The organism is Botrimarina sp., from assembly GCF_040219535.1.
Lineage (GTDB): Bacteria > Planctomycetota > Planctomycetia > Pirellulales > Lacipirellulaceae > Botrimarina.
In genome coordinates, this window is record NZ_JAVJSH010000016.1 from 359,865 (window position 1) to 377,063 (window position 17,199).

The following is a 17,199-nucleotide window of genomic DNA, read 5'->3' on the forward strand; positions in this document are numbered from 1 at the left end:
CGAGTCTCCCGAGCCGGGGCGGCAAAATCGCCGTAAGACCGGGGGTCTGGGCGGAGTTTGCTTGGGTCCCTCCTCTTGCCCGCGCCCGGCCCCGGGGCCCGCGGGCCTCGCACTCCTGCTTGCTCCCGGCGTTCGTTTTGCTTCGCTTGACCCTCCCTCCTATTGGAGATGGCTCTCCGAAGGCGCGGCGATGGTCCCGCAACTCCGGGAGTCGACCTCCGAGGGCAAGACGAGCCGCACCGGCGGCGGGCGACTTCCTCGGCATGCTCTACCGCTTCCGCATCGACGACCGCGTGCTCGGGAAGCGGCTCGGGCTCCGCGGCGCACGAGCCGGCTGGCGCCGTGCTCGCGGAGGCCGTGTTGTGCGGCTCGGCCCATCCTTCCAACGGGGCCCCTGACGGGCTACGCTCACCTGCAATCGCCAGGCGCCCACGGCCAGTCTACGGCCAAGTCAGGATCGGAGTAGAACCGCCATGCCGCTCAAACAGCTCCCGGGGCTGACGCTCTCCAACAGCGCGATGTCGATTCTCGAAGCCGCCGAAGCCGCGGGGCGGCTGCACTTGGCTGGCTCGGTCGACGACCTCGTTAAACTAGCGATCCCTTCGCCGGAGCTCGGCTTGGGCGAGGTCTCGCCCGACGGGCATTACACGGTCGGCTACGACGTGCCGGGGCGCGGCCGCGTCGACGAGGTGCGTGTGTGCAAGGTCCGCAACGGCGTCGCGGCGAACTACGTGGAAGCCTACATGCGGCGCCGCGACCCGGACTGCATGGTCGTCGGCGACAGCCGCGCGACCGACAAGCCGACCTTCGAGAAGCGATTTGGAAAGCCGTTCGACGGACTCCGCGAAGAGACCATCGAGTGGCTCAAGACCCAGCCCATCGCGTGCTTCTTTTTCCGCACCGGCTTGCCCGACGAGCCGCTCGACGCGGTGGCGATCGCCCCGGCCAACGCGGGCTTCTTCGCTCTGGGCCTCGCGATGCTGCAGGGCATCGTGCCGCTCGAGGAGATCCGCCTGGACGGGCCGGACTACCACCACGGCGCGGTCGTGTACGTGGCGCCGCCGTTCCGGCACACGCACTTCGACGGCCGGCAGGTGGTGGTTCACAACCGGCGGTTCGAAGAGAGCGTCGGCCTCCACGAGCTGTTCAGCTACAACCTCTACCCCGGCCCGTCGGCCAAGAAGGGCGTGTACGGCATGCTGCTGACGCTCGGCGAGCGGCACGCTCAGCCGTGGACCACCGCCCACTGCTCCACGGTGGAGGTCGTCACGCCCTACGAGAACGCCACCGTGATGATGCACGAGGGCGCTTCGGGCGGTGGCAAGAGCGAGATGCTCGAGCAGATGCACCGCCAGGCCGACGGCTCGCTGCTGCTCGGCGTGAACACCGTGACCGGCGACCACCGCACGCTGACTCTCCCTCGTGGCTGCGAGCTGCATCCGGTGACCGACGACATGGCGCTGTGCCACCCGTCGCTGCAGAGCAAGGCCGCGCGGAAGCTGTCGCTGATCGACGCGGAGAACGCGTGGTTCCTGCGCGTGAACCATATCGCCGATTACGGGACCGACCCGCACATCGAGCGGATGACCGTCTCGCCCCCGGGCCCTCTCTTGTTCCTCAACATCGACGCGAAGCCGGGCGCGACCGCGCTGATCTGGGAGCACACCGAGGACGAACCGGGCAAGCCGTGCCCGAACCCCCGTGTCGTGGTGCCGCGCAACTACGTGCCCGACGTGGTCAGCGGCCCGGTCACGGTTGACATCCGCAGCTTCGGCGTGCGGTGCCCGCCGTGCACGGCCGAGAAGCCGACCTACGGGATCTTCGGCTTGTTCCACGTGCTGCCGCCCTCGCTCGCCTGGCTCTGGCGCTTGGTCGCGCCGCGCGGCCACGGCAACCCGTCGATCGTCGACCAGGGGGGCATGCAGTCCGAGGGGGTGGGCTCGTTCTGGCCCTTCGCCACGGGCCGCAAGGTCGATCAGGCGAATATCCTGCTCGACCAGATCATGCAAACCGACGACTGCCAGTTTGTGCTCATCCCCAACCAGCACATTGGCTGCTGGCGTGTCGGCTTCGCGCCGCAGTGGGTCGCCCGCGAGTACCTCGCGCGGCGCGGTTCGGCGAAGTTTAAGCCGGGCGACCTCGTGCCGGCGCGGTGCCCGCTGCTCGGCTTCCACAAAGAGAAGATCCAGGTCGAGGGGCAGACCATCGGCAAGTGGTTCATGGACGTGTCGCAGCAGCCGGAGGTGGGCGAGCACGCGTACGACGCCGGCGCGACGATGCTCACGGAGTTCTTCCACAAGCAGCTGCGCGAGTTCATGGTCGACGACTTGCAACCGCTGGGCCGGCGGATGATCGAGGCCTGCCTCGACGGCGCAACGCCGCAGGACTACGTGGAGATGACGAGCTAGCTCCAGCGGGGGGCTAGTGAAGAAGCGAAACAGCGCAGCGTGGCCGCGTTTTTCGAAATCGCGGCGCGCGTCTCTGTGCGGCGAGGCCCGGCTCGATTCCGGCGGCCTTGGACCTTGCGCAAAGAATTCGCTTGTTTGCGTGCGCCAACCCGCGATACTCGGGGGGCTTCGGCGAAGAGGCAGTCGGCGGCCCGCGCGGCAAGCGTGGCGCCGGCCACCGACCCGACTTCCGAGACCGGAACAGAGAAGACGCATGCAGCGACTGTCTTTGGCGGTTCTAGCCGCGTTCGTTGCGCTACCGCCCCCGCCGAGCCAGGCCCAGCCAACGGAGGCCGCGGCGCCGGCCGAAACCGCGGCGCCTGACAAAGCCCTCCGCTACCACAAAGCGCTGCTGGGCCGCCCCGCGCCGGGGTATCTGTTCGACCGGTTCTTCGATGCTTGGGTCGACGAGGCGTCGGTCGAGTCGCTCGGCGACTTCCTCAAGAGCCGCGCCGACGAGTCGCCCGCCGACGGCCTGCTCGCTGCGTTCTTTTACGCTAAGCAGGGAGACGACCTGCAGGCGCTCGAGCAGTTCCGCGAGACGCTCGCCGCCGCGCCCGGCTCGGCGGACGCGTGGTATCAGAAGGCCCTCATCGAAGCGCGTTCGCTCAACTTCGAGAACGCCCTGTCGGACCTGGCGAAAGCGGCCGACGCGGCGGCCGACGACGAGACGGCCTCGCGGATCTCGAAGCTCCGCGGCCGCTTGCTTGTGCGTTCAGGCAGGCGCGAGGAGGCCATCACCGAGCTCTGCGGCCTGGTCGAACGCCGCCCCGACGACGAGCAACTCGCCGAGGACGTCGTCGAGCTGCTCGTCGACGAGGGCCTCTACGACGACGCCGCGGGCCTCGCCGAGCGGCTCGTCGCCCGCACCGACGACGCCTACCGCAAGGTGCTCCGCCGGCTCCGCCTGGGCGACATCCGCCAGCAGTCGGGCGACCGGGCCGCCGCGGTGACGATCTACTCCGACGTGCTCGAAGAGGTCGGCGCCGACACATGGCTCGAGCGGGAGGTCCTCGCCCAAGTGGAGCGTGCGTTCCGCCGTGAGGAAGACACCGGCGGTCTCAAGAAGCACTACGAGAAGCTGGTCGAGCGCTACCCGCAACGCGTTGCGGTGCTGCGGGGCCACGCGCGGGTGCTCGCCGACTCGGGCGACAGCAAAGGAGCGATCGAGCGGTTCCGCGCGATCCTGGCCGTGACCCCCGGCGACCGCGAGAACCAGCAGGAGTTTGTGCAGCTGCACCTGCGGCTGGGCGACTTCGCGGGCGCTCGGGAGCAACTGGAGCGACTCGTGGAGCTCCACCCCGACGACGCGGAGCTGAGGGTCGAACTGGCGGAGGTCGCCGCAAAGCTTAAGGACGAGGGGGCCGTTGTCGCGGCGGTCGACAAGTACCTGGAGCTCTCCGACAAGAGCGAGTACGCCCACCTGCGCGCGGCCCGGCTGCTCGAACGGCTCGAGCTGCCGGACCAGGCGCGGGCCAAGTACGCGCTGTTGACCGAAGCGTTCCCCGAGTCGCGGTCGGCCAAGGAGTCGCGCGCGGCGTTCCTCTACAAGTCGGGGGACAAGCCCTCGGCGATCGACTTGTGGCGCGCGGCCGCCGAGGGGGGCGACTCGCTGCAATACGTGCGTGTCGCCAAGGCGCTCGCCGCGCGGCAAGAGCACCAAGCGGCGTACGAGCTCTTGCAGTCCCAAGCGGAGAACCTAGCGGACGATCCCCTCTACCTGGCGCAAACGATCGACACGGCCCTCGCCGTGGATAAGCCGGACGAGGCCGTGCCGCTGGCCCGGCGGCGGGTGCGACTGGCCGACGACCCGGCCGAGCTGCAAGACGCCATCGCCCAAGCCGCCCGGGTGATCGACCGCGCGGAAGCGACGGTGCGGGTGCTCGGAGAATTGGAGTCCGCCGAGCGGCTCCTCCCCCAACAAGTGTGCCTGAAGGCGGAGCTTCACGACCGGGCGGGCGACCCGCAGCGGGCCGACGACACGCTGCGTCCGTTGGTCGAGGGCGGCGACCTGATGGCGGTGTCGCAGCAAGTGCGCTTGGCCCGTTCGCGACGCGACTGGGACGCCGCGGCCGACGCGGCCGAGCGGCTGCTGGACCTGCCCGACGGGCGGAACAGCCGGAACCTGCGGCAGCTGATCGAGCTGCTCGAGCGGGCCTACCGCGTGGAGGAGGCCCTCGCCCGCGCGCCCGAGTGGAAGCGGCTCTCGCCCGGCAGCAGCGGGCCGTGGCTGACCGAGGCCCGGCTGGTCGAGGCCCAGGGCAAGCAGTCCGAAGCGATCGAGATCCTCCGCCGCGCCGCGCGGCAGCTCGACGACGCACGCGACGTGCGCTCCCGCCTGGCGCAGCTCTACACCGAAGCGGGCCAGCTCGCCGACGCCGAGCGGATCTACTGGCGAGACTACGAAGAGAGCGAGGACGTCGTCGAGAAGGTCCGCGCCGTGGAACAGATCGCCCGGGTCGCGGAGCAGCAAGGCAAGGCCGCCGCTTTGGTCGACGACTTCCAAGAGCGGCGCCGCGCGAACCGCGACTCGATCGAGCCGCTGCTCGCCCTGGCCGCGATCCATCGGGTGACCGGCGACTACGCGAAGCGGGTGCAGGCGCTCGGCGAGGCGGCGAAACTCCGCCCGGACGACATGCAGCTGCTCGCCCAGATCGCCCGCGAGCAGGAACGCGAGGGAGACTGGGAAGCGGCCCGCGACACGCTCCGCCGCGCCGCGGAGGCGGACCCGACCCAGCGGTCGAAACAGAACCTCGCGCGGCTGTTGATCCGCTGGGGCGAGACCGATCAGGGCTACGCGCTGCTCCGCGAGATGGTCACCGACACGACCGACGATCCCCGCGAGCTGGAGAAGGTCGCCGACGCGATGGCGGGCGCGGGCGACTGGCGCTACGCGATCGACTTCCTCCGGCCGTTGGTCGACCGGTACCCGGACGATTACCGGCTGCGGTACTTGCTCGGCGTGGCGCTCGAGGAGGACGATCAACTCGACGCCGCGGCCGACGCTTTCTTGGCGGTGCTGCGGTGCGACGAGCAGGCCGGCGCAGGGCCGGCGAACGCGGCGACGAACTGGTACCAAGGCGAACTCCACTCGATCGCCCCGCCCGGGTTGTCGGACCTCATCAACGCCACTCAGCGGACCTACCAGGCCTACACGCACCTGCAGAACCGGGGCGGCATGGTCGCTTACCAGGGTTCCGGCCTGAACGTGCGGAGCACCGTGTCGATGCCGAGCGACGCCGACACGGCGCACGGCTATGCGCTGGCGCACCTGAGCCAAATCGGCTCGCTGCTCGAAGACGAGAAGGCCGCCGCCATACGCGAGGCGGCCGCGGCCACGGGCGTCGCCGACGCAGAGGCGGCCCTCGCCCTGGGCGGCACGAATTCGCCGACCGGCGCCAGGCAGGTCGACTTCGAGGCCCTTGGAGACCTCGTCGATCGGCCCGCGGTCATGGCCTATCTGGTGCTGACCGGGGCCGACGCGGCGTCCGTCCCGCCCGAGTACTACCTCAAAGCCGTCACGGCACTCTCAGAAGGCTATCCCCAGGTGGCGCTCATCGCCGCGCTGCACGGCATCAAGCGCTCCGATCTTCCTGTGGACGCCGAGCACCCGCTCGTTCGCCGGGCGATCGAACTGATCGGCCGCATCGACGAGCCGGCCACCGTCACGCTCATGCAAGCGTGCCAGTGGCGGAATCAATCGCACACGGCCGTCGCCGCGCAGGCGCCGGAGGCCTTGCGTGAGGAGCTCGGCAAATGGGTCGTCGAGGGGTACCGCCGCGCGTCGACGCCACAGAATTACGGCGCCTACTTGTTCCTGCAGATCGCCGGCATGCTCCGCGAGAACGGCGACCCGGCGACCTACGTGAGCTTCATCGAACAAGAAGCAAAAAAGCACGACGCTTCGTCGAAGGCGTCGGCCCCGATACCCTTCATTCGTCAGCAAGAAGCCCTCGTCGCGCCGCCGGCGTTCCCGCCGGCGAGCCTGCGGAGTGTGCCGGGCTCGGTGTTGGCGCTGCTGCAGATGACCAGCCGCCAGCCGAACGTGAGCGTCCATATCGGCGGGGTCGAGCGCGAAGCGACTTGGTCGGACGAGGCTTTCGCGGAGGCGGTCGCGTCGGTCGACGACGACACGCTCCGCGTGTTGCTCGCCGCGTCGATCGAAGACAGCCAAGAGATCATCGACCGGACGATCGCCGACCTGCTGGACGCCGCCAAGCCGTCGCTCGACGCCTACCTGCTGGGCGCCGGTTGGAGCGTCAAGAATGAAGAGCCGACCGAGGCGATCTCGCTCTTGAGCAAGGCCCGGTTCTTGCCGATGAACGCCGACGAGCGGCGCTCTATCGACGGCTCGCTGGTCGCGTTGGTGCAGCGGCTCACCCAGGGCGACGAGCCGCCCAGCGAAGACCTCCTGCAGCTCGGCCGCGACGCCGCGCTCCGGCTGCGACACGGCAAACTCGACCCCAACGCCCGCGCCGAACTGGCCACCGCGATGGCGGAGCTCGGCCTCGAGAAGGAAGCGGACCGGCTCGAAAAAATCGGCGGCAGCGCCGCGACGAGGGTCGTCTCGCAGGTCGCGCGCCCTCAGCCGGCGGCCTCACGGGACCAGATCCAGCGGATGATCGAAGCCGGCCGGACCGACTCGGCCGTGCGGCGCCTGGCGCAGGAGCTGCGCGGCGCCATGCAGCAGATCGCCCAGAACCCGTGGAACCGGGGCCACTACGCCCGCCAGCTGCGCGAGAAGTTCGAGGGCTACGCCCTCATCGACGAGACGCTCGCCGAGCTCGACCCGGGCGACTCGGCAGCGCACCGCAAGCACGCCGAGTACGCCGAGGCGTTGCTCGTTTTCGACAAGCACGACCGCGCTGTCGAGGCCCTCCGCCGCGCGGCCGAGCTCCGCCCGCGCGACGACGGCTACCGGGTGAGCCTGATGCTCGCGTTGGTGGCCGCGGGCCGGCCGGACGAGGCCGAGGAGTTGGCCGGCGGACTGGGCCGCGACGGCGCCGCGCTGCTGGCGGCCGAAGTGGCCTCCAAGTTCCACGACTACGAGCATCCGATCGACCAGCGGCTCGCGCAGATCGCGCTGGCGGTCGCCGCGTTCGAGCATTCGCTCGACACGCCGCGTGTGGATGTGTCCTGGGCGCCCCGCTTCCGGCAGGCCGTGGCGAACCCCCACCACACGCGCCAGCACGACGACCGACTCGAGCTGCTCTACTCCAAAGACGCGGACCAAGACACCGAGCCGCGCAAGCGCCGGCGGACGCTGCACGACCGCTTCTGTCGGGCCATGCTGCGGCAAGACCAGACCGCGTGCGACGGCCTGGCGGGCCTCTGGGCGGCCGCCGAAGCAAACGAGGGGGTCCACGACGATCACCGGTTAGAGCTGCTCGATTGGGGCGCCGACGCTCTCCGGCGGCACGAGCCGATCCGTGTCACGAGCCAGGCGTTCAACCGCGTGCCGATGAGCGCTTCGAACCAGCCCGGCGCCGTGCGACTGCGATCGCCGGCCGAGCTGCTCGTTCGCCACGCCGCCGAAGCCGATGAATGGTCAACGGTCGACAAGCTGCAATCCGACCTGGACTCGGGCGGCGACCCGGCCGCGCGCCGCGCCGTGCGGGAGCTGCGGGAGCTGTACCAATGCTCGGAGGAGGAGTTCCTCGACCGAGCCGAGTCGCTCGTGCGGTCGTGGCGCGGCCGCAACGCGGCCCCTCCCGGCGGCGAGGTCAGCCCCGAGATGGCGGTGCTCGACTGCTACCGGCTGCGCGGCCTGGGCGTCGATATCGAGCCGCTCTTCGATCGGGTGCTCACGCAGGCCGGCCGGCAATCGGGCTCGCTGCCGGACGCGTTGATCGACTACGCGGCGTACCTGGCGGAGGCCGAGGGCTCGACGGCCGCCGCCGATTGGCTCGAGAAGATCGCCGCGACCGTTATCTGCCCCCGCGATCGCCGCGAGGCCTACGTCGCCAAGCACTACAGCCAGGGCGGTTGGTCGAGCAACTCACCAAACGGCCAGATCCACCTGTTCGGGCAGTTGCTCAACCAAGCGGCCCAGCAGCCCGACCTAGCTCTGCCGGTCGCCAAGTTCCTCGCCAACGGCAGGGTGGGGACGGTCGGCAGCAACGCGGCGCAGGTGGCCCAGAGCCGCATCCGGATCGAGCAGCCCAGCGACCCCGAAACGGTCGAGCGCTTCTTGGAAGACGCCGGGCTCTTGGCCGCCGCCGGCGAGCTGCCGCTCGGGCCGCTCGCGTCTTCGTCGTTGGGTGGTGGCAAATCATTAGCCGACCTGTGCTTCGGCGCGCTGGGCAGCGTGCCGGCCGAAACCCGGCAAGCCGTGGCGGAGCGGCTCGCCGAGCGGCAGCCGCAAACGCTCGGCCTGTGGCTCGCGCAAGTGGCCCTCCGTCCCAAGAAGGGCGAAGCCCCTTCGCTCGAGTTCCTCGCCGGCCACCTCGGCGAATTGAAGCAACTGGAGCCCGAGCAACGGGCGCAGGTCGCGAGTCGCCTGAGCGAAGTCGTTACGTCGCTCGCGAACGAGTCCAGCGACGAGGGGCCGGGCGTCGCCGACGCGGTCGCTTGGATCGAAGCGGAATCCGGCAGATCGAGCAAAGCGGTGGTGGAGCGGCTCGAGGGGATGTCGCGGTTCGAAGAACTCGGCGTCGAGGGGCATCAGCTCGACGAGTGGCTCGCGCAGAACCTCCCCGCCTTGGTGGAGGACGACCTCGACACGGCCGCGTGGGCCTACCTCGAGGTCTGCCGCTTGTACGACGACGCGATGGCGCGGGGCGTGTCGGGGATGTACTTCTCGGGCTCGACGGCGGCCTACATGCTCCCGCGGCTCAGCTACTACTGGCGGCGCAATGGCGACAGCACCGGCCTGGCCGAGCTGGCCATCGCGGTGCTCGACAGGGAAGCGGACGAGGGGGTCGTGCTGGGCCGCAACGACCTGCGCCAGGTGCTCGAGCCGATCAAACGCAAGTGGGACGAGCTCCGGGCGTCGGCCAACGGCGCGCAGCAAAGGCTCGAGGCCTGGAAGACTTACTTGGCTTGGCTCGAAGAAGAGATCGCGTCGGCGGATTCTCCCGCTCTTCTTCCCTTGCTCTACGACCGACTCGATCGGCTCAACCAGGAAGACGTCGAAGCGATCGCCGAATGGCTCGACGAGCAACGCGGCGAAGCGGCCGCTCCCGACCTGGTCGCCAACGCCGCGGCCGCGGCCCGGTGGGCGCTCGACCGCCTTCGCTCGGGCGAGAACCGCTACGACTACTCCCGCTTGTCTGGCCGCGAGGCCGCCGCGGCGCACCACCGCTACGTGGCCGAGCGGCTCGCCGACGCCGACACGCCGCTCGGCGTGCGGGCGACCCTGGCGGTGAACCTAGCGGCGCTCGACGGCCGCCGGACGCCGGCCGAAACCGCGCGGGCGATCGCGTTGTGCGGCGCGGAGGCTTGCGACGCCACGTTCGCCTTCGACTACGAGGTCGAGCTGACGCTGGCCCGCAACGCGTACGAGTTGACCATGGACGGCGACGACGACCCCGCGGCCGCACGGTACCTCGATGCGTGGGAGAAGCGCTACGTGACCACACGGCCACGCACCAACCAGCGGGGCTACCCCCGCTCGCCGAACGAGGCCCAGTCGCGCGACGCGGTGCTGTGCCTGGTCGCCGCGATGTGCCAACGGGGCGAGCCGGAACGGGTGCTGCGGATTGTCAAGCGTTACGACAGGTTGCTCGAAGGCCGCCACGAGGTCGTCGCGCTGCTGACGCGGCACGACCAGATCGACGACGCCGCGCGCTTCGCCCGGGCCGGTTGGAACGAGTACCCGCTGACCAACTCGTCGTCGGCGCCGGTCGTCTACGACGCGCGCCTCGAACAGCAGGCCGAGAAGCTCTACGCGGCGCTGGAGGGCCCGGTCGGCTACGTCGCCGAGGTCGCCCTCAGCCGGCTGCCCGACCCGGACCAGCACAGCGACGCCCAGCCGCCCAGCGTCGCACGCGAGGAGCGGATGATCCGCTTGGCCCAGCGCTTCGATCAGGCCGCCCTCGAAACCACGCCGATGAAAAACGCGGCCTTGGTCCTGTTCCACGACACGCCCCAAGCGAGCGACCTGCTCGGCGACCACCTGGCCGAAGCGGCCGACCCGATCCGGCTCGCCCCGTTCGGCCAGTCGGGCGGCGATCGGCTGCAAAAAGCCGGCAAGCTCAAGCAACAGCACGCCGAGTGGGCGTTGCGCGACGGCGACGCGGGACCGGCGATCGCGCTGCTCGACGAGCTGACCTCCCCCAGCCGCAACAACAACTGGGCCCTCTGGAACCTGTACCACCAGGTAGGGGGCGACCTCTGGCGCGGGATGCTCGAGTCGGTCAATCAGCACGACCGAAAGCAGCTGCGAGAGATCGCCGACTGCTCTCGACGCTTGTTCGAACGGATGGACAACGGCCAACCAAACCAAGTCAACCGCCTGGTCACGCTCGCCGCGCAGAGCCACGCCTTCGTCGACGCGGCCGACGAGTATATCGCGTGGCTCGGGGCCCTCGGCGAACAAGGGAAGCGCGTGCTGCGGGACCGAGGGCTGGAGTCCTCCGGCGCCGATCGCTTCCTCGGAAACCTGGACCGCGACGACCCGGAGTCGTGCGGGGCGCGTGCCGAGCGTCTGGCGCAAGTGGTGCGGATAGGCGTCGCCAGCGGCTGGCTGCGCCCCGCCGAACGCGGGTGGCCCAGCGTGGTGTCGCAGCAGGGCAGGCAAGACTTCAAGCCGTGGGACGTGTTCTTCACCCCAGAGGAAGTCCCCGACGCGGCCGCTTCGGTCGCGGAGAAGGCCGGCGAAGCCAACGCGTTCGTGTGGCAATCGGCCGCTTGCCAACTCGACTCGATCGGCAAACACCAGGAGGCCGCCCACGCCTGGCGCGAGGCGATCGCCGCAACCGACAGCGGCGGCGAGGGGAGCCGCATGCACCTGCGGACGCGCCTGATCGACTCCCTGATCTCGGCCGAGCTTTTCGACGCGGCGCGCGACGAAGTCGCAAGCTGGTCCAGCACGACGGGCGAAGAAAACGCCGGCGAGCCGTCCCCGCGGCACGAAGGTCTGCTAAAACGGATCGACCAGGCGGAGCAGAAGGCCAATCCGGAGGCCGGCGACACAACCAAGCCGGACGCCGCCGCCCCGACGGCGCCGGACAGCGGCACGACGCCACCCGAAGACAGCGGCGAATCCCAGCCCCCGGCCGCCGAACAGAAAGCGGCCTAATCCCCTCTCCTGGAGCAGCGATGGCAGGCCAGCAGGATCGCCTCAGCGACTTTGTCGCCCACGTGCGGCGCCGGCTCACGGCCCGCCGCTTGTGGTCGATCGCCGCCGTCGTGGCCACCGTGGCCGGCGCGGCGCTCGTGCTGTTGGCCGGGGCGCGGGTGCTGACGGGCCACGCGGCCGAGCCTTGGTGGTACGTGGCGGCGGCGCTCGCCGCCGGCGTGACGACGCTCGTCTGGTTCGGCCTGAGCGTGCCGCAGACCGACGCGTCGGCCGAGTGGGCCGACCGCCAGTGGGGGCTGCAGGACTCGCTCGTGTCGTGGCTGCACTTCCGCCGCGCAGGCAAGCAAGAAGGCTTCTACGGGTTGCAAGCGAAGCAGACCGCGGAGCGCGTGTCGTGTCTGGACCCACAGTCGATCCCGGTCCGCCCCGCGACTCGCCGATGGCTGACCGCCGCCTGCCTGGTTGCGGTCGCAGCGGGGCTCGGGTTCATGAAGCCAAGCGCCGCCGTGCAAGAGAAGATCGCGCAGGAGGCCTTCACGCTCGCCGAAACCGAGCGGATCAACGAGCGGCTCGAGGAGCAACTAGAAGAGCTCACCGCGGGACTCGACGAGGAAGAGCGTGAGCTGATCGACCCAGACCAACTCCGCGAGCAGATCGAGGCGTTCCAGGCCACGCCCGACCAAAAGCAGGCCCTCCGACAGTACGCCCGGCTCGAGCAAGAGCTGCAGAAGAAGATCGCCAAGCTCGACCAGCGGCGGAACGAAGAGCTGGCCGCCAAGGCCGCCGCCGAGCTCGACAAGGCGGCCGAGACCCGCAAGCTCGCCGAGCCGCTCGCGCAGAAGCAGTACGATCGAGCGGCCGAGCAACTCGAGCAGATGCAGCCGGACCCCGCGGCGAAGCTCACCGAGCAGCAGAAGCAGGCCGCCCGGCTCCGCGCGGCCAGCCAGCGGATGGCGGCCGCCGCCAAGAGCCGCCGCGGCGCGAGCGGCGGCAGCGGCGCGGCTCAGGCGGGCGCGGGCCAGAAGGGCGCCGGCGCCGGCGCGTCGCAGGGGGGGGATGGGTCGGCGGGCGGTTCGGGGGCGAGCGGCGGCGACCTCGGCCAGGCGATGCTCGACCTCGACGAGGCGGTCGCCGAACTCGAGGACGCGCTCGACAAAGCGGCCCAGCAGCAGCGCCGCCTCGGCGAGTGCGACGCCAAGTCCCTGAGTCGGTGCAACGCGCGCCAGTCGCGCGCGAGCGCCGCGTTGTCGGGCCTGTCGAAGTGCCTGTCGAAGATGGCGATCAAGCGCAAGGCGCAGAGCCGGCTGGCGAGCCTGTGCAAGTCGTGCAGCGAGTGCCAGGGCGGTCTGTGCGACAAGGCGGGCCTGTGCTTGTCCCCCAAGTCGGGCAAGAACGCCGGCGCGGCGACCGTCGAGAGCCGCCGCGAGGGCCTCGCCGAAGCGCTGGCAGCCGGGCCAGCCGAGCAGCTCTCCGGGATCAAGGGCGACGGACCCTCCCAAAAGAGCGTCGAATCGGCCGACGAGGGCTCGGGCGTGTCGGGCCGTACCGCCGTGAGCCGCGAGCGTCGGTTCCGGCGCAGCGTCGAGTCGTTCGTCAGCCGCGAGGACGTGCCGGCCGGCGTGCGGCAGGGCGTGAAGCGGTACTTCGAATCGATCCACGACATCGCGCCCGCCGCGAAGCCAACCACCGCCGCCAGAGGGGAAAGCCTGTGACCCTGGTCGCCGATCAAGCGGAACAAGCCGCCGAGGATTTCGTCGAGCGCTTCGGCGCGATCCGCGACGAGGTGAGCAAGTTCATCGTCGGCCAGCAGCGGCTGATGGAGGACGTGCTGGCGGCGGTCGTGTGCGGCGGGCACGTGCTGTTGGAGGGGGTCCCGGGGCTCGGCAAGACGGCCCTCGTCCACTCGATCGCCGAGGCCCTCCACCTCGAGTTCCGTAGGATCCAGTTCACGCCCGACCTGCTGCCGGCGGACATCGTGGGCACGCAGGTGCTGGTCGACCGGCAGGGGCACAGGGCGCTGGAGTTCGCGCCCGGGCCGGTCTTCTGCAACGTGCTGCTGGCCGACGAGATCAACCGGGCCACGCCGAAGACCCAATCCGCGCTGCTAGAGACCATGCAAGAGCGCTCGGTCACGGTCGCCGGCCAGACCCACCGGCTCGGCGCGCCGTTTTTCGTGCTCGCCACGCAGAACCCGATCGAGCAAGACGGCACCTACCCGCTCCCCGAGGCGCAGCTCGACCGGTTCTTCTTCAAGCTCTTGGTCGAGATGCCCTCGCACGACGAGTTCTCCGAGATCCTCAACCGCACCGGCGGCGCCACGCGGCCCGAGATCCGGCCCGTCGCTGGCGGCGAGGACATCCTCCGGATGGGCGCCACGCTGCGCGAGACCCCGATCGACCAGACGGTGCAAGACTTCCTCGTCCGCGTGGTCCGCGCCACCCACCCCCAGAGCGAAGACGCCCCCGACGACGTGCGGCGCTTCGTGCGGCACGGCGCGTCGCCCCGCGGCGCGCAAGCGATGCTGGCCGCCAGCCGCGCGCGGGCGCTGCTGGCGGGCCGGTACCACGTGTCGCGCGACGACGTGGCCGCCGTGGCCGTGCCCGCCCTGCGGCACCGGATCCTGCTGAGCTTCGAGGGCGAGGCCGACGGCGTGCGGACCGACGAGGTCGTCCGCAGCGTGCTGGAGTCGCTTGGCTAAAAGGCGCTCGACCCGCTCGCGAAGCTGCCCCGCCGCTTGCGCGGGATTCCGCAATCCGCAATCCGAGTTCCGCGATGCGCTTAACGGACCCCGAATTCGTCCGCCGGCTCGACTCGCTGCACCTGCTGGCGCGCAAGGTCCTCGGGGGCACGCTGCAGGCCGACCGGAAGAGCACGACCAAGGGGTCGGGCGTCACGTTCGCCGACTACGCGGAGTACTACTACGGCGCCGACTACCGCGCGATCGACTGGCGTGTGTTCGCGCGGTTCGAGTCGCTCGTGATCAAGCTCTTCGAGCTGGAAGAGGACGCCACGATCTACCTGCTGGTCGACCTGAGCCGCTCGATGCAGAGCAAGTCGCTCTACGCGCGGCAGCTGGCGGCGGCCCTGGGCTACATCGCGCTGAACTCGCTCGACAGGCTCGCGGTGTTCGCGTTGGGCGACACGCTCGACCCGCTCCTCGACGCGTGCCGCGGCCGCAACAACGCGTTCAAGATGCTCCGCGCGCTCGACGAGGCCGAGACCCGCCCCGGCGACACCCGCTTCAACGCCTGCTGCCGCGTGTTTCAGGCGCGGCACACGCGGCGGGGCCTGGTCGTCGTGATCTCAGACTTCCTGTTCCCAGACGGGTTCGAAGAGGGGCTGCAGTACCTGGGCTTCCACGGGCACGACGTGTACGCCCTCCAGGTGCAGGACGAGAACGACACCCGCTGCGACTACAAGGGGGACGCCCTGCTCGCGTGCGTCGAGACCGACCAGCGGCGGCGGGTGACGATCACCGACCGCGAGGCGCGGCGCTACGAGCAGGCGGTGGCCGACTGGAACGACTCGCTCCGGCGGTGTTGCGCCCGACGCGGCGTCGGGCTCGCGTCGACCCAGACCGACAAGCCTTTCGAGCGGGTTGTCGAAGACATCCTCCGCCGCGGGGGCCTGGTCGCATGACGCTCGCCGCGCCGGTCATGCTGTGGTCGCTGCTGGCGCTCTCGCCGCTCGTGGCGGTTTACTTCCTCAAGGTGCGGCCGCGCCGCCGCCCGACGACGGCCTTCTTCCTTTGGGCGCAGGTCCTCTCGGACAAGAAGCCGAGCCGGCTTTGGGAGCGGCTTCGGAACGTGGCGTCGCTGTTGATGATGGCGGCCGCGTTCGCGGCGATCGCGCTGGCGATGGCCGGGCCGCGTGTGGGCGACGCGTCGGCCGACGACTTGTTGATCGTGGTGGACAACAGCGCGTCGATGTCCGCGGGGCAGGGGGGCGCCACGCGGCTGGGCGCCGCGAAAGCCGAGGCCCGCGACCTGGCGCGCGCCATGAACGGCGTGCAACGCGCCGCCGTGGCGACCATGGCGGGCCGCTTGCGGTACGCCTCGCACCTGAGCGACAACCCGCGCGAACTGATCGCGGCGATCGACCGCATCGGGCCGACGCACGAGGCGCTGCGCGTGGATCGGCTGCGCGCCGCCGCGGCGACCGCCAACGCCGGAGTGGCCTCCGACAACGGCCTCGCCGACGGCCCGCTCAACCAGACCGATCGCGGCGACTTGGCCGGCGCCAGCCCCGACTCGTCGCGGCGCCGGGTTGTGTTTCTCACGGACGGATCGCACGACGGCCTGCCCGCCGGCGTGGAGCCGCTTGTCGTTGGGGACGACGCGCCGAACGTCGGCCTGGTAGGCGCCGACCTTCGGTTTTCTGCCGAAGACCCCGACCGTCTGATGTTTTACTACCAGGTCGCCTCGACGCACGACGGGCCGCTCGACGTCGACCTGCTGCTCTACCACGAGCCCGACGGCGAGCCACGCCGGCTGGCGAAAGTCGTGCCCGTCGAGGCCTCACCCGGCGTGGGCGCTCCGCGTGTGCTGGCGGTCGAAGCGGGCGAAGCCGGGCGGTGGGTCGCCGAGCTGGACACCGAGTCCCTCGCCGGTGGCGACGCCCTCGCCGGCGACAACACCGCCTACCTGATCGCCTACAAGGAGCCGCCCATCCGGGTGCGGGTCGCGGCGGAGGAGAGCTACTTCTTCGACCGTGCCGTCGAGGCGTTCGCCACGTTCGGCGGCGGGCTCACCGCCGTGACGGGCGACCAGCCGGCCGACGTCGTGCTCGCCCACGGCGCGCCGCCGGAGGACGCACAGCGAGTCGTGCTGTTCGCCCCCCGCGGCCGGTCCGCGTGGTGGGGCGAGGCGGGTGAGGAGTTCGACGTGGCGGCGCCGCGCGTCGTGGCCGAGGGGCACCCGGTGATCCGGGAAATCGACCCGCTGTCGATCGACTTCGCCGGCGCGAGGCGGTTGACCCCGCCGGCTGGCAGCGAGGTGCTCGTCCGCAGCGACACGGGCCAGCCGCTGATCTACGTAGCCAAGCGTCCCGGCGAGGCGGCGGTCGTCGTGAACCTCGAGCCGGTAGCCGCGGAGTTCTACTACAGCGCGTGGTTCCCGGTCCTCGTCCGCGCGGCGGCGAAGCACCTGGTCGGGCGCGAAGCGGCCCTCGCTGCGACGCGTTCGCCCGGCGAGAGCCTCGCGCTGCCGCTCACCGCCGACGACCCGCCCGCGGCGGTGACGGGGCCCGGCGGGTTCTCCCGCGAGCTCTCGGGAACGACGATCGAGGGCCTGCCCGCGCCGGGCTTTTATCGCGTCGAAGCCGGGCCGCGTGTGATCGAGCTAGGCGTGAGCCAGCTGGCCGCCGACGAGACGTTGCTCGACTCCAAACCCCAGGCCGCCCCGCCCGAGGGGCTCGCCAGCGGATTCCGGCTCGACCATTGGCTCGTCGCAGCGGCGCTGGTGGGAGTCACGTGCGAATCGCTGCTCTACCACCGCCGCAAAGTGGGGTGAG

Annotated in this window: 6 protein-coding genes; all 6 read left to right on the top strand. The window is 70.6% G+C overall.

Annotated features, from left to right (window positions below):
* The first annotated feature begins 473 nt into the window (after window positions 1-473).
* Complete coding sequence (locus tag RIC11_RS09415) at window positions 474-2,408, top strand: DUF4914 family protein (RefSeq protein WP_350210593.1); 1,935 nt, start codon at window positions 474-476, stop codon at window positions 2,406-2,408.
* A gap of 253 nt (window positions 2,409-2,661) precedes the next feature.
* On the top strand, window positions 2,662-11,688 hold the full coding sequence (locus RIC11_RS09420; RefSeq protein WP_350210595.1) for a tetratricopeptide repeat protein: 9,027 nt from the start codon (window positions 2,662-2,664) through the stop codon (window positions 11,686-11,688).
* 20 nt (window positions 11,689-11,708) lie between these two features.
* On the top strand, window positions 11,709-13,400 hold the full coding sequence (locus RIC11_RS09425) for a hypothetical protein (RefSeq protein WP_350210597.1): 1,692 nt from the start codon (window positions 11,709-11,711) through the stop codon (window positions 13,398-13,400).
* Window positions 13,397-14,386, top strand: a complete 990-nt coding sequence (locus RIC11_RS09430; protein ID WP_350210599.1) for an AAA family ATPase — start codon at window positions 13,397-13,399, stop codon at window positions 14,384-14,386. Before RIC11_RS09425 ends, RIC11_RS09430 begins: the two co-directional genes overlap by 4 nt.
* A gap of 74 nt (window positions 14,387-14,460) precedes the next feature.
* The gene (locus RIC11_RS09435) at window positions 14,461-15,327 is read left to right on the top strand and encodes a DUF58 domain-containing protein (protein WP_350210601.1); all 867 of its coding nucleotides are present in this window, start codon (window positions 14,461-14,463) and stop codon (window positions 15,325-15,327) included.
* Window positions 15,324-17,198 (top strand): VWA domain-containing protein, encoded by a 1,875-nt coding sequence (locus RIC11_RS09440; protein WP_350210603.1) that lies wholly within the window; start codon window positions 15,324-15,326, stop codon window positions 17,196-17,198. The genes RIC11_RS09435 and RIC11_RS09440 overlap by 4 nt, the downstream gene beginning before the upstream one ends.
* Window position 17,199: the final 1 nt, after the last annotated feature.

Excerpts from the sequence above, each read along its gene's own strand:
- RIC11_RS09415 (WP_350210593.1), top strand. The coding sequence starts at position 474 with ATGCCGCTCAAACAGCTCCCGGGGCTGACGCTCTCCAACAGCGCGATG.
- RIC11_RS09420 (WP_350210595.1), top strand. The coding sequence starts at position 2,662 with ATGCAGCGACTGTCTTTGGCGGTTCTAGCCGCGTTCGTTGCGCTACCG.
- RIC11_RS09425 (WP_350210597.1), top strand. The coding sequence starts at position 11,709 with ATGGCAGGCCAGCAGGATCGCCTCAGCGACTTTGTCGCCCACGTGCGG.
- RIC11_RS09435 (WP_350210601.1), top strand. The coding sequence starts at position 14,461 with ATGCGCTTAACGGACCCCGAATTCGTCCGCCGGCTCGACTCGCTGCAC.
- RIC11_RS09440 (WP_350210603.1), top strand. The coding sequence starts at position 15,324 with ATGACGCTCGCCGCGCCGGTCATGCTGTGGTCGCTGCTGGCGCTCTCG.